This window comes from Streptomyces sp. NPDC059455 (genome assembly GCF_042750115.1).
Classification (GTDB): domain Bacteria; phylum Actinomycetota; class Actinomycetes; order Streptomycetales; family Streptomycetaceae; genus Streptomyces; species Streptomyces endocoffeicus.
In genome coordinates this window covers 91,195-104,846 of record NZ_JBHYVB010000007.1, presented here as the reverse complement: position 1 = coordinate 104,846, position 13,652 = coordinate 91,195, and the positions used below count along the sequence as shown (strand labels likewise).

Annotated in this window: 9 protein-coding genes; 7 read left to right on the top strand and 2 right to left on the bottom strand. The window is 72.6% G+C overall.

From position 1 onward, the window contains the following. Positions 1 to 181: 181 nt before the first annotated feature. Both ACFXB5_RS04260 and ACFXB5_RS04255 read left to right on the top strand, forming a co-directional pair. Positions 182 to 2,221: a serine/threonine-protein kinase gene (locus tag ACFXB5_RS04260; RefSeq protein ID WP_385202199.1), complete on the top strand. Its 2,040-nt coding sequence runs from the start codon at positions 182 to 184 to the stop codon at positions 2,219 to 2,221. Between the two features lie 157 nt (positions 2,222 to 2,378). Then, positions 2,379 to 5,381 carry a protein kinase gene (locus ACFXB5_RS04255; protein ID WP_385202196.1) on the top strand — a complete coding sequence of 1,001 codons (3,003 nt, stop codon included), beginning with the start codon at positions 2,379 to 2,381 and terminating at the stop codon, positions 5,379 to 5,381. A 138-nt stretch (positions 5,382 to 5,519) separates the two neighbouring features. Here the strand turns inward: ACFXB5_RS04255 and ACFXB5_RS04250 are convergent, their stop codons facing one another. Next, positions 5,520 to 7,067 (bottom strand): AMP-binding protein, encoded by a 1,548-nt coding sequence (locus ACFXB5_RS04250; RefSeq protein WP_385202194.1) that lies wholly within the window; start codon positions 7,065 to 7,067, stop codon positions 5,520 to 5,522. Between the two features lie 147 nt (positions 7,068 to 7,214). Here ACFXB5_RS04250 and ACFXB5_RS04245 point away from each other — a divergent pair, with 147 nt between their 5' ends. From ACFXB5_RS04245 to ACFXB5_RS04235, 3 genes are all read left to right on the top strand, one after another. Next, the gene (locus ACFXB5_RS04245) at positions 7,215 to 8,378 is read left to right on the top strand and encodes an acyl-CoA dehydrogenase family protein (protein ID WP_201851726.1); all 1,164 of its coding nucleotides are present in this window, start codon (positions 7,215 to 7,217) and stop codon (positions 8,376 to 8,378) included. Between the two features lie 7 nt (positions 8,379 to 8,385). Beyond that, entirely contained in the window at positions 8,386 to 9,498 is a 1,113-nt protein-coding gene (locus tag ACFXB5_RS04240; protein ID WP_385202191.1) for an acyl-CoA dehydrogenase family protein, read from the top strand. Positions 9,499 to 9,969: 471 nt separating this feature from the next. Continuing rightward, entirely contained in the window at positions 9,970 to 10,530 is a 561-nt protein-coding gene (locus tag ACFXB5_RS04235) for an ATP-binding protein (protein ID WP_385202189.1), read from the top strand. Between the two features lie 272 nt (positions 10,531 to 10,802). Here ACFXB5_RS04235 and ACFXB5_RS04230 read toward each other — a convergent pair whose 3' ends face one another. Next, positions 10,803 to 11,729 (bottom strand): cyclase family protein, encoded by a 927-nt coding sequence (locus ACFXB5_RS04230; protein WP_385202187.1) that lies wholly within the window; start codon positions 11,727 to 11,729, stop codon positions 10,803 to 10,805. 110 nt (positions 11,730 to 11,839) lie between these two features. On the opposite strand from ACFXB5_RS04230, the gene ACFXB5_RS04225 reads away from it, so the two are divergent. Together ACFXB5_RS04225 and ACFXB5_RS04220 are read left to right on the top strand one after the other, a co-directional pair. Continuing rightward, a complete protein-coding gene (locus ACFXB5_RS04225; RefSeq protein ID WP_385202185.1) occupies positions 11,840 to 12,751 on the top strand; it encodes an SDR family NAD(P)-dependent oxidoreductase in 912 nt (303 codons plus the stop codon). Positions 12,752 to 12,809: 58 nt separating this feature from the next. Beyond that, positions 12,810 to 13,652 (top strand): acyl-CoA dehydrogenase family protein (locus ACFXB5_RS04220; RefSeq protein WP_385202183.1); only part of this gene is annotated, 843 nt, incomplete at its 3' end.

Below are 13,652 nucleotides of genomic sequence, written 5' to 3'. Positions count from 1 at the left end.
CACCCCCCGTGTCTCGCGTGTGTGTCAGAGTGAGTGTTTTTGTGTCGGGGGCGGTCGCTCTTGGGCCTCACACACCCCCCCGCGCCCCCGCGCCCGGGGGGGGTGTCGGGCCCGGGGTTTCTGCCAATGTGCCGGTACCCCCGGGGGGGTAATGGGGGGGGTAGATTTGCAGAGGGGTCGCATGTCGGAGGCTGAGAAGACGCAGGGTTCGACTGGGCGCCTCCTCGCCGGGCGGTACCGGCTCGGGGAGATTCTCGGTCAGGGCGGCATGGGCACGGTCTGGCGTGCGAGTGACCAGACCCTCGGCCGCACGGTCGCGGTCAAGGAGCTGCGCTTCCCGTCCAGCGTGGAGGAGGACGAGAAGAGACGGCTCATCACCCGTACGCTGCGCGAGGCGAAGGCGATCGCCCGGATCCGCAGCAACGGCGCCGTCACCGTCTACGACGTGGTCGACGAGGACGACCGCCCGTGGATCGTCATGGAGCTCATCGAGGGCCGCTCCCTCGCCGACGTCGTCCGCGACGACGGCCCGCTGACCCCCAAGCGCGCCGCCGAGGTGGGGCTCGCCGTCCTCGATGTGCTGCGCGCCGCCCACCAGGCGGGCATCCTGCACCGCGATGTGAAGCCCTCCAACGTGCTGATCTCGGACGACGGCCGGGTCGTCCTCACCGACTTCGGCATCGCCCAGGTCGAGGGCGACCCGTCGGTGACCTCGACCGGCATGCTCGTCGGCGCGCCCTCCTACATCTCCCCGGAGCGGGCCCGCGGCCACAAGCCGGGCCCACCGGCCGACCTGTGGTCGCTGGGCGGGCTGCTGTACGCGGCGGTGGAGGGCGTGCCGCCGTACGACAAGAGCACGGCCATAGCGACCCTGACGGCCGTGATGACCGAGCCGGTGGAGCCGCCGAAGAACGCGGGCCCGCTGGAGGAGGTCATCTACGGCCTGCTGATGAAGGACCCGGACCGGCGGCTCGACGACGCCGGGGCGCGGGCGCTGCTGGAGCACGTGGTGAACGGGCCCGAGGTGACCAAGGCCCCCGCCGACGCGACCCGCACGATGAGCCTGCCGCCCGCCCCGTCGAAGGAGGACGAGGCCGCCGCCGAGGCCAAGGAGACGGGCATCGCGGAGCGCAGGCGCGGCGCGCTGAAGTCGGTGCGCAACGCGGCCGCCGCCGCGGCCACGAAGAAGACGGCCGCGAAGAAGACGGCCGCGAAGAAGACGGCCGCGAAGAAGACGGCCGCGAAGAAGACGGGGGACGAGAGCAAGGCGGAGCCGGAGCCGGAGTCGGCGTCGGGCGCGAAGTCCGGGGCCGCGGGCACCGGGTCGGCGGGCTCCGCGTCGGACGCCGCGACGCCCGAGGCCGCGCCCACCCCGCGGCCTTCCCTGCCGCCGCGCGCCTCGATCACCGATGTGGTCCCCAAGCGCACGCTGATCATCATCGCGGTGGTCGTGGTGCTCGCCATCGTGGCCACCGTGCTCGCCGTCGTCCTGAACGGCGGCGGGGACGGCGGCGACAAGGCCAAGGGTTCCTCCGGCGGTGACAAGTCCGCCTCCGCCGGGGCCTCGGGCGGCTCCAAGAAGGACCAGGGCAAGGACACCGACAAGACCGGCCAGTCGGCGGGCGAGTCGCCGAAGGCGGGGGACTCCGGGGGCAAGCAGAGCGGTCAGCCGGATGCCTCCAAGGGTTCGGACGACAACTCGGGCAAGGGCGGCGGAAGCGGCGACAACAGCGGTAAGGGCAAGGGCGACGGCGGTAAGGGCGGCCTGCCCGACGGCTACAAGACCGTCAAGAGCTCCGACTTCCCGTTCAGCATGGCCATGCCGGAGGGCTGGTCGGTCCACCCCGGGAGCTATTCCGGAAGCCGTAAGTATTACGGCGGGTCCAGCATTCCGCGTATTCAGATCGACTTCACCAACGCGCCGAAGTCTGACGCGGAGGCGGACTGGCGCAAGGGCGAGGAGAACGCCCGCCGCACCATGTCCGGCTACAAGGGCCTCGGCATCAAGTCGGTGGACTGGCACGGCTATCCGACCGTCGCGGACTGGGAGTTCGAGCGGGACCAGGACGGCAAGCGGGTCCGGGTGCTCAACCGCGGCTTCAAGGCGGACGGCAGCCATGGCTTCGCCATACTGATCACCTGCGAGGCGAGCAAGTGGGACGACAAGGAGTGCGCCACCCTGCGGCAGACCGCCTTCGACACGTTCAAGATTACGGACTGAACACTCCTGTCGGCGAAGCGTCGTTCGGGCACGTATCGTGAGAGGCCCTAGACTGTGCGCAGCCGCAGGAACCCGCCAAAACGACCATATTTGAAGGGTTTCAGGCTGCGCTGACCGCTGATGAGGGCGGCGTTGGTCGCGCGCTTGGGGAGGCGTCGTGGAGGAGTACGCGGGCCGGGTGCTGGCCGACCGCTATCGCCTGCCCCTGCCGCCCGCCGACGAGTACGAACTCGTCGAGACCCGCGCCTTCGACACCTACAGCGGGCAGGAAGTCCATCTGCGGCAGATACCGCTGCCGGAGGTCGTCGACGCCGAAGTCGTGGGCGACGACGCGCGGTGGGGCGGTGGGCCGTCGGGGCGGAACGGCACGTTCGCCGGTGCCGGGCGTACGGCCCGGGGCGGCGGTGACCCGGCCGTCCGGCGCGCCATCGCCGCGGCGACATCCGCCGCGCAGATCCCCGACCATCCCCGGCTCGGCCAGGTCTTCCACGTCTTCGCGGAGGCCGGAAGCCTGTGGATCGTCAGCGAACTGGTCTCCGGCCGGCCGCTGGCCGCGCTGCTCGCGGAGGGCACGCTGTCCCCGCACCGCGCCGCCGAGATCGCCAACGACATCCTTACGGCGCTGCGCGCCCTGCACGCCCACGGCTGGGTCCACCGCAACATCACCGCCCGTACGGTGCTGTTGTGCGACGACGGGCGCGCGATGCTCACGGGGCTGGCGGCGGGTGCCGCGGAGGAGGCGCTGTGCGGCTACGACCCCGTTCCGGCGCCCGTGTCCTCGCCTTCCCCGGACGCCGTGTCCGCCGCTGAGGACGGACCGTCGGCCGACGCCCCGGCCTCCCTGCCGCCGGGCCCGGCGGACTCCGGCGACCACCCGGACCCGGCCGCGCAGGGTCCGGCTGCCCAGGGCCCGGCCGAGCGAGCTCAGGGCCCGGCCGAGCGACGGGACGAAGAGCGCGCCGCCATCCCCGGAGCCCGTACGGCCGAGGGCGGCGAGGCGCGGCCGCACGGCGGCCCGCGCTACCACGACCAGGGCGCCGCGGGAGGCTTCCGGCCGCCGGGCCGCCCTTACGGTGGCCATGAACCGGCCGGCGCGGCACGGCCCGACGAACCCGCGGGCGCGACCTGGCCCGACGCCGACGGCCGGGAACACGGCGGCCAGGGCACATCGCCGGGCCTCCCCGAGCCACGGTCGCCTTACGGTGAGCACGGGGCGATCGAGGCGAGTTCGGGGCCCGGTGCGGGCGGTTCGGCGGGTCCGGGTGCGGGTGGCTCGGCGGGGCCCGGGGCAGACGGTCCGGCGGGTGCGAGCGCCGGTGGTCCGGTGAGGTCCCGCCCCGGTGGGCCGGTGTATCGGGATCAGGTGACGTTCGGTCCGGGGGCCGGTGGGCCCATGGCGCCCTACCGGGACCAGGCGGCCGCCGGTGGGCTCCCCGGGCCTCGGCGGGCGGGGCAGCCGGGACAGCCGGAGGACCGGGAGGGCGAACGGGGCGGCGTCGGCGCCGACGCGCCGAACGCGGCCGCGCGGGCGGCGCGGGCCAGCGCCATCGCCGCCTACGCGGCGGGCGCGCGAGCCGCCGCGCGGGCCAACGTCGACGCGGCCACCCGTTCCCCACACGCACCCGAGCCCGCCCCGACGCCCGCACCCGAGCCCGAGCCCGACCCGGAGCCGGTGACCGGTGGCGCCCGCTGGCCCGGCCGGCCGGAGGCCGTGGAGAACGCCCAACCGTCCGCCTCCGAAGGCCCGTCCGCCCCCGAAGGCGGCTCCTGGGGCTCCGGCGGAGCCACCGGCGGCGGCCCCGCCACCGCGCTCGCCGCCGAACGCGCCCGCCAGGCCCGTATCGTCGTGGTCGGCGCCGTCACCGAGCGATGGGCGCCGGAGCAGGCGGGCCCGGTCCATGAGAACTGGCGGCTGGCGCCCCCGGTCGGCCCCGCCGCCGATCTGTGGGCGCTCGGCGCGCTGCTGTTCCGTGCGGTGCAGGGCCATGCCCCGTACCCGGAGGAGAGCGCCGCCGAGCTGGTGCAGATGGTCTGCGGGGAGGCGCCCGCATACGCGGAGGAGTGCGGTCCGCTGCGCCCCGTCGTCGAGTCGCTGATGCGCCAGGACCCCACCGAGCGCCCGGACTTCGAGGAGCTGCGCGGCTGGCTGCGGTCCCTGATCCGGTCGGCGCCCGAGCCGGACGTCGGCATCAGCACGGTCACGGTGCCCTCGCTCGGCTCCGGTGGTGCCTCCGACCCCCGGCGGCTGCCGATCGTCCGCAGGCGGGGCTGGCTGGTGCGCAGGGGCCGGGGCCGCCGCCCGGCCGCGGCGGCCGACGCGCCGGTGGGCCACGCGCGGCACCGGCGGGACAAGCGCGAGAAGCGGGAGAAGCGGGAGAGGAGCGAGCCCCGGGAGACCCGGCAGGCTCCTCCGGCGCCCCCCACTCAGCGCAAGCCGCGCAAACTGGGGCGGATGCTGCTGCTCCTGATCCTCCTGGGGCTGGCGGCCGCGGTGCTCTACGCGATGATGTTCATGCCGCGCTCCAAGGACGACGGCGGCCAGGAGCGTACGGGCTCGGCCGGTACGCCCAGCGCGGCGCCGCACGACCCCGCGGACGGCGACAAGGGCGACGGCGACGAGGGGGAGGCCGGAAAGCCCGCCGACCCCGGCGACCCCGGCGACCCCGGCGACCAGGAGCCGCAGTCGACCGACCCGGCCGGGCTGGCGAAGGGCTTCGCGGTCCGTAAGGACCCCAAGGGCTTCAAGGTCGCCGTCCACGAGGACTGGACCCGCCGGGGCGAGAACGGCCGCGGCCAGATCCGCTACATCGGCGGCGACTTCGAGCTGGTGGTGGTGGCCGGGCGGGACAAGATGTCCGAGTTCGGCGGCGACCCGATGGCGTACCAGCAGGACCGCGAGGCCGAACTGTCCGCCTTCCGCGGCTCCTCCTGGGCCTCGTCCTCCGGGCTGCGGCGGATCGACGTCGGCCGTACGGCGATGGCGGAGGGCGCGTTCACCTGGCGCGACAGCAGCGGGCGGAATGTGTACGCGCGCAACCTCGCGATGCTGATCGACGGCCGCTACCACGTGGTCCTGGTCATCGGCCCGTCCGACGAGCGCCGGGCGGTCAACCAGTACTTCGACCAGGCCACGGCCACCTACAGCACGACCAACGGCTAGGGCCCTACGGGGTCTCCACCGCGGGGCAGGGGCTTCGCCCCTGGCCCCGGGGTCTGGGGCTTCAGCCTCAGTTGTGAGAAGGGGCGGGGAGGGGAGCAGCCCGCCGCAGGCGCCACGATCCGCCGGACACCACACCCCCTAGGCGGCTCCCCCCGCGAACCGCTCCCGCAGCTGGTACTTGAGCACCTTCCGCAGCGTCTCGTTCCGGGGCAGGGCGTCCACCACCTCGAGCCGCTCCGGCAGCTTGTGCACCGACAGTCCGGTCTCCCGCAGATACGACACGACCTGGCCGAGCGTCAGCGCCTCCGCCCCGGCCGGCTGCTCCACGACGGCGCACACCAGCTCGCCCCGGTCCGGGTCGGGCAGGCCGATCACCGCCGCATCGGCCACGTCCGGGTGCTGGTACAGCAGCTGCTCGATCTCCTTGGCCGAGATGTTCTCGCCCTTGCGGATGATGATGTCCTTGACGCGGCCGGTCAGCACCAGATGGCCGCTCTCCGTAAGGTGGCCGAGATCGCCGGTAAGGAAGAAGCCGTCCGCGTCGAACGCCTTACGGGTCTCGGCCTCGTCCAGATATCCGGCGCAGACCGCCTCGCCGCGCAGCCGCACCTGACCGTCCACCACCCGGATCTCCATCTCCTCGGGCGGCCGGCCCTCGGTGGTGGCGAGGTTCTCGTCCGTGTCGTCCGGCGCCCCCATGGTGATCATGGGGACTTCGGTCATCCCGTAGCCGTGGGTGAGGGCGCAGCCCAGCTCCCGTACGACCTCGTAGTAGAGCTCGGGCGGCTTGGGCGCGCCGCCGCCCGCGAGGAGCCGCAGGGTGGGGATGAGCCGACGCGAGGGGTCCTTGCGCTGCTCGGCCAGGAACATCGAGTAGAAGGCGGTGCTGCCGCCGGCGACCGTCACCCCGTGCCGCCGGTAGGCGGGCAGCGACTCCGGCAGTGAGAAGTGCTCGAGCAGCACGGCCGGGAAGCCGTACAGCAGCAGCATCACGGTGTAGTCGGGCCCCGCGACATGGGCGTACGGGAAGGCCATGGAACCGATGTCGTCCGGGCCGAGCCGCAGCGCGTGGGCGAGGCAGGCACCGGCGGCGATGAGGCTGCGGTCGGTGTGCAGCACGCCCTTGGGGTCGGAGGTGGTGCCCGAGGTCCAGTAGATCCAGCGGACGGCCCGTCCGTCGGTGGGCGGTGGCGGCAGCCGCGCCGCCTTGGGGTCGGCCACCGGCAGCGTGTCGTACGCCTCGAAGACCATCGGCGGCTCCGGCAGTTCGGCGGCCAGGCGGCGTGCCATCGCGGTGTGGTCGAAGCCGCGCCACCGGCCGGGTACGGCGAAGAACCGCGCCCCGGACGCGCGGAGCGCGAACCGCACCTCGCGGTCGCGGTAGTACGGGATGAGCGGGGTCTGCACGGCGCCGAGACGGGCGAGCGCCATGGTCAGCACGACCGTCTCGATCCGGGTGGGCAGCTGCCAGGCGACCCGGCTGCCGCGGCGTATCCCCAGCCGGTACAGCCCGGCGGCGGTCCGCTCGGCACGGGTGCGCAGGGCGCCGAAGGTCAGCCGCCGGTCGTGGCGGGCGGAGGCGGCGGCCTGGAGCAGGACCGAGGCGTCGGGGGTGAGGGCGGCGCGGCGCTCGAGCAGTTCCCACAGCGTCGCCGAGCCGCCGAGCTCATGCGCGATGTCGGTCATCCCGGCCTCCCGTGAGACGGTAGCTGACGACCCATCAGATAGTGCTCGAAGCGTAAGGGCGTGCGCCTTGTCGGTCCAGGGGGTGCGGACTAGCCTGCGGAAGCCCACCTTGTCTGACGAACCATCAGAAAGGGAGGTCGGCGGCTGATGGATCTCACCTGCACGGAGGACGAGGAGGACTTCCGGCACCGGCTGCGCGCCTGGCTCGCCGAGGTCCTGCCCAAGCTGCCGGACCGCCCGCACCCGGCCGACTGGCCCGGCCGCCGCGCCTATGACTGCGGCTGGCAGCGCATGCTCCACGACGCGGGCTACGCCGGGCTGCACTGGCCCGAGGACGCGGGCGGCCGGGGCGCGACGCCCACCCAGCATCTGATCTTCCTGGAGGAGACCGAGCGGGCCGGTGCGCCCTATGTGGGCGCGGGGTTCGTCGGACTGCTGCACGCGGGCCCCACCATCGCCGCCGAGGGCACCCCCGAACAGCGGGCGCGCTGGCTGCCGCCGATCCTGCGCGGGGACGAGGTCTGGTGCCAGGGGTTCTCCGAACCGGACGCCGGCTCCGACCTGGCGTCGCTGCGCACCCGGGCGGTACGGGACGGCGATGAGTACGTCATCAGCGGTAGCAAGATCTGGACCTCGCACGCCGAGATCGCCGACTGGTGCGAACTATTGGTGCGCACCGCGCCGGTAAACGCCGACACGCCGAAGCACCGCGGCATCACCTGGCTCGCGATGCCGATGGACGCGCCCGGGGTGACCGTGCGGCCGCTGCGGACCCTCGCCGGGACGGCGGAGTTCGCCGAGGTGTTCCTGGACGAGGTGCGGGTGCCGGTCGGCCACCGGGTCGGGGAGGAGAACGACGGCTGGCGGGTGACCATGGTGACCCTCTCCTTCGAGCGTGGTACGGCCTTCGTGGGCGAGGTGGTCGCCTGCAGGCGGGTGCTCGAGGCGCTGGCCAGGACGGCGCGGGCCAATGGGCGTTGGGACGACGCGGTGCTGCGGCGCCGGTTGGGGCGGCTCGCGGCGGAGTGCGCGGCGCTGTGGCGGCTCACCCAGTGGAATGTGAGCGAGGCGCAGCGCACCGGCGGGGTGCCGGGCGTCGGCGGCTCGGTCTTCAAACTGCGCTTCTCGCAGGTGCGGCAGGAGCTGTACGACGCGGCCGCCGAGGTACTGGGGCCGGACGCGCTGGACGCCGGTCAGGAGTGGGTCGCCGACCGGCTCTCCTCGCTCTCGTACACCATCGCGGCGGGGACCTCGCAGATCCAGCGGAACATCGTGGCCGAGCGGATCCTCGGCCTGCCGAAGGGACGGTGAGCGGGGCATGGACTTCCAGCTCACGGACGACCAGCGGGCGCTGCGGACCGGGATGCGCGAACTGCTGGAACGGCGCTTTCCGCGCACCCGCCTGCGGGCGGTGGTGGACGGGGACGCGGCGCGGGGTGATGGCGGCGCGGTGCGGGGTGATGGCGGCGCGGTGCGGGGCGGAGGGCTGGACCGGGCGCTGTGGCGGGAGCTGGGCGCGGCGGGCCTCTTCGCGCTGCGGGTGCCGGAGTCGGCGGGCGGAGTGGGGCTGGGGCTGCCGGAGGTGGTGCTGGCCTTCGAGGAGGCGGGCCGTGCGCTGCTGCCGGGGCCGCTGGTCGCGACGGAGTTGGCGGCGGGGCTTTCGGGATCCTTGGCGGCGGGTGCGGCCCAGGGCGAGACGGTGGTGACGGCGCTGGACGAGGGCGGTGCGCCGGTCGAGCATCTGGCCTCCGCCGATGTGGTGCTGGCGCTGGGGTCGACGGCGGTCGAGGTGATTCCGGCGGAGGAGGCGGCGCGTTCGGTGGAGCCGATGCGCTCGGTCGATCCGGCCACCCCGCTGCACCGGACGGCCCCGGGCCGAACCCGGCTGGACCAGGCGGAACAGACGGACCAGGTCGACCGGACGGACCAGGTCGACCGGACGGACCAAGTCGATGGGACGGACCAGGCGGGGCCGGGTCGTTCGGGGCTCGCCGCCCGGCTGCGCCGCGAGGCGGCGCTGCTGACCGCGGCCCAACAGCTGGGCAGCGCCTCCCGTACGGTCGAGCTCGCGGTGGACCATGCCAAGCGCCGCACCCAGTTCGGCCGGCCGATCGGCGCCTTCCAGGCCGTACAGCATCTGTGCGCCCAGATGCTGGTTCGCGCCGAATCAGCCAGAAGTGTGGTGTATGCCGCGGCGGTCACAGAAGACCCGGGTGACGTCGCGGCCGCCAAGTTGCTCGCCGATGAGGCCGCTGTCCACAATGCCCGCGATTGTCTGCAAGTCCATGGCGGGATGGGCTTCACCTGGGAGGCGGATGTCCATCTCCATCTCAAGCGGGCCTGGGTGCGGGCAGGTCAGTGGCAGTCCGCGGCGGCGGCGGAGGAGGAACTGGCGGCCGGACTCGTGTCGACCGTTGAAACATGTTTGTAGCCGGGCTCGATGGATACGCCTGAATTGTTGGGATGTCGCATTCTCTGGGGATATCCCCAGAGCTTCTGAGGTGACCGAGCGTTGATACCAGGTTGTTTCCTAGGCGTGACTCGTCACAGGGTGGAGTCGGGCCCGGGCTCGGGTACTCTCCGTGGGGTGCGAGCGCTTATGGGGTGCGAGAAGCCCGGCGTTGCCCATGGGGCGATTCCGGGCACGACGACGTGCCCCGCTCGCCCGAGGTGTGCGACGCCCCAGCCTCGATGTTCGAGTCCTCAGGACGCGTGTCGCACAGTATGCCCCACGCATACTCCTTGGCGCTGGAATATGACCGAAGCGCTTGTTGGGGTGACTGTACGTCAACCATGCTGTCGCGCACAGGGGTACCTCCCAGCGGTAGCTGGGGGAGTGTCACGGTCCGTGACCTCTTGGAGGTACAAGGCGATGTGTCTGCCGGTTCGGATGGTGTGAGCGGTGCAGGTGCTTCAGGCGCAGATGGAGGTCAGGCCCGACCCGGCGGAGGTGAGTCGGGCCCGTCGATGGGCCCGTTCGCGGCTTGTCGGATCCGGTATCGGAGCCGATGAGCCACTCGCTGAGACGTTGATTCTGCTCATTTCCGAACTCGTCACCAACGCCGTGGTGCACACCGGCTGTCCGGCCGTGCTGCGGATGCTCTTCCCCGCCCAATCGGTGGGCGGCGGCGGGAGCGGTGGCGGTGCCGGGGGCGGGGCGCCGGGGCCGTTCACGAGCCGGGGTGCCGGTGTGGGCACGGTCCGGGTCGAGGTCGCCGACGCCAGTGACCGCGCTCCGCACCAGCGTTGCGCCGATGAGGGGGACACTCACGGGCGCGGTCTGGAGCTGGTCGACGGTCTCGCCGACCGCTGGGGCTGGCAGCCGGAGGGCTCCGGGAAGCGGATCTGGTGTGAAATCGACCGCGCGAAGGGCGAGGAGCCGCTCTCCAGGAAGCGAGCGGCCTCTCATGCGCCGTCACACATGGGGCGAATCAGGCAAAGTCCAGACCAGGTGTTGACGTGACGTGTTCGGTTGATCACTCTAGGATCAGCGATTCGTCGCGAGGGGACGCCGAGGGCTGTGGTGTCTCTGTGGACCCTGTGTTCACAGGGACGTTCCTTGGCGAGTGCGGGTCGCGCCCCCGCTGCTGAAACAGGGCTCAGCGTCGGGAGCCGGGTGGCGGTGCGCGGTGCCGTGCTCGGGGCGCGCATGAGCGCACCGCCACCCGAAAAAGACCGGCCCGCCGTCCCCTCCACGGGCATCGGTGACGTCAAGGCGTCAGCGGCGTCAAGTCTTCAGAGGATCGCGACGGGTGCGACGGGCGAGCCCGCGCCGCCGACGAACGGCTCGGGCGGGGCTGACAGCAGAAAGGCGTAGTGCCCCTCTTCGGCGCAGGCTTCGGAGAGTTCCTCCAGATTCCAGTTCTGGCCCTGGAGCATGCCCATCTCGACCAGGTCGAGGGCGTGGACCGGCATCCAGAGGTCCTCGATCTCCGGTGGGAAGGCCTCGAAGGTCAGGGTGTCATTGGCGACCGCCGCCACATCACGGGCGTGGAACCATTCGGGCGTGCGCAGGGACAGGCCCGGTGACGGGAACGCGTACGCCTCCTTCTCGCCCGCCAGGTAGCGCTGGATCTGCCCGGTGCGGACGAGCGCGATATCGCCGGAGCGCACCCTCGTCCCGGCCAGCTCCTCGGCGGCGTCGAGGTCTTCGGGGGTGACCACATGCCCCTCGGGCAGCCGCTCGGCGCCCCGGGCCCGGGCCACATCGAGGAGCACCCCGCGCGAGGCGAGGGGTCCCGCCTTGTCGATGCCGCTGAAGGCGGCGCGGTCATGGGAGGTGATGGAGTCGGCGGGGCGGCCGTTGTAGATCCTGCCCGAGTGCGAGACATGGGTCAGCCCGTCCCAGTGGGTACCGGCCTGGAGCCCCATCGTCACGGCGTCGTCGCTGGTCGCCACCGTGCCCGGGCCGAATATCTCGAAGTTGACCGCGATCATCGTATGCAGCGGGTTGACCCGCCCGGGGATCATGCCGGTCTGGATGCCGTCCTGCCGCAGCGGCACGGCGAGCGGTACGCGACGGCCGGTCCGTATCGTCGCGGCGGCCTCCCGTACCACGGCATCGGTGATCAGGTTGAGCGTGCCGATCTCGTCCGCCGTCCCCCAGCGGCCCCAGTTGTTGACCCGCTTGGCGATCTCGTGGAACTCGGCTGGCAGCGGCATGGCGTCTCCTTCGGTGTTCCCGGTCGACGTTTGTGCGCGAGGGCTTGTACTCGGGCCGCGTCTGCTCAAAAATCTAACGGACCGTCAGAAACTCCGGGAGGGGATGCGACGTGGGCAACTTCTTGGACGGCAAGGTGGTCGCCGTCACCGGGGCCGGACGCGGTATCGGACGAGCGGTGGCCCTCGCCTGCGCGGCCGAGGGGGCACAGGTCGTCGTCAACGACTACGGGGTCTCGATCGAGGGCGGCGAACCGAGCAGCGAGGTCGCCGAGGCCGTGGTCAAGGAGGTCACGGCGGCGGGCGGCGAAGCGGTCGCGGTCGCCGACGACGTCTCGACCATGGCCGGTGGCCAGCGGATCGTGGACACCGCTCTGGAGCGCTACGGGCGGCTGGACGGGGTCGTCTGCGTCGCCGGGATCCTGCGCGAGCGGATGCTCTTCAATATGTCCGAGGAGGAGTGGGACCCGGTCGTCGCCACCCATCTCAAGGGCACCTTCACGGTCTTCCGGGCGGCGTCGGCGGTGATGCGCCGCCAGCGCTCCGGCACCCTGATCGGCTTCACCAGCGGCAACCACCAGGGCAGCGTCGCCCAGGCCAACTACGCCTCCGCCAAGGGCGGGATCATCTCCCTGATGCGCAGCGCCGCGCTGGGGCTGCACAAGTACGGCGTCACGGCGAACTGTGTCGCCCCGGTCGCCCGCACCCGGATGTCCGCCAACGTACCGATGGAGCTCAAGGAGATCGGCGAGCCGGAGGATGTGGCGGCCCTGGTCGTCTATCTGCTGAGCGAACGCGCCCGCGCGGAGCGGATCACCGGGCAGGTCTACACGATCGCGGGCCCCAAGATCGCGGTCTGGGCCCAGCCCCGCGAACTGCGCGCCGGATACGCCGAGGGCGCATGGACCCCGGAGAAGATCGCCGATTTCCTCCCGGGCACGGTCGGCACCGACCCCATGCCGATGCTGGCCCAGCTGGAGGCCATGGCCCAGGCCGCCGCCGACGGCCAACGCCCCAACGCCTGACCCCGGCAATGGCGGGGCGTACCGGAAACACCCACCAGGGCCGACGAGGGGAGAAGTTGTGGACTTCGCTTTCGGGCCGGATGACGAGCGGTTCCGCGCCGAGGCGCGAGACTGGCTGGCCGAGCACTTCACCGGACCGTTCGCCGCTCTCAAGCAGCAGACCGGCGGCCACCCCGGCGAGGCGCACGGCGACGTGGCCGTCCGCCGCGCCTGGGAGCGCGAGCTCGGCACGGGCGGCTGGATCGGTCTGGGCTGGGACCGTACGGACGGGGCGTACGGCAACCGCGCCGCGACGCTGACCGAACAGGTCGTCTGGGCCGAGGAGTACGCCCGCGCCGGGGCGCCCGGCCGGCTGGGCCATATCGGCGAGAACCTCCTCGGGCCCACCCTGCTCGCCCATGGCGACTCCGCCCAGCGCACCCGCTTTCTGCCGCCCATCGCCCATGGCGAGGAGGTGTGGTGCCAGGGCTACAGCGAACCCGACGCCGGTTCGGACCTCGCCGGGCTGCGGACCCGCGCCGTCCGCGACCCGGGCGAGGGCACCTATCGCATCACCGGGCAGAAGATCTGGACCTCCCTCGCCCATGAGGCCGACTGGTGCTTTGTGCTGGCGCGCACCGAGGAGGGCTCACAGCGTCATCATGGACTCTCCTTTCTGCTGGTGCCGATGGACCAGCCGGGGCGGATCGAGGTGCGGCCGATCCGGCAGCTGACCGGGACCGCGGAGTTCAACGAGGTGTTCTTCGACGGGGCCGTGGCCCGCGCCGAACACCTCGTCGGCGGCGCGGGCCCCCGCGGGCCCGGGGGCCAGATCCAGCCGGCGGGGGGGCGCGGGGGCTCCACCCCGGTGCCAGCGAAACGGGGGCCCCCAGAGCTGAACCCGGTGGGTGGGCCTGCGCGG

What these genes read in the sequence shown, in the direction of transcription:
- ACFXB5_RS04260 (WP_385202199.1), top strand. Translation starts at nt 182, where the DNA reads ATGTCGGAGGCTGAGAAGACGCAGGGTTCGACTGGGCGCCTCCTCGCC.
- ACFXB5_RS04250 (WP_385202194.1), bottom strand. Translation starts at nt 7,067, where the DNA reads ATGACCGACATCGCGCATGAGCTCGGCGGCTCGGCGACGCTGTGGGAA.
- ACFXB5_RS04245 (WP_201851726.1), top strand. Translation starts at nt 7,215, where the DNA reads ATGGATCTCACCTGCACGGAGGACGAGGAGGACTTCCGGCACCGGCTG.
- ACFXB5_RS04240 (WP_385202191.1), top strand. Translation starts at nt 8,386, where the DNA reads ATGGACTTCCAGCTCACGGACGACCAGCGGGCGCTGCGGACCGGGATG.
- ACFXB5_RS04230 (WP_385202187.1), bottom strand. Translation starts at nt 11,729, where the DNA reads ATGCCGCTGCCAGCCGAGTTCCACGAGATCGCCAAGCGGGTCAACAAC.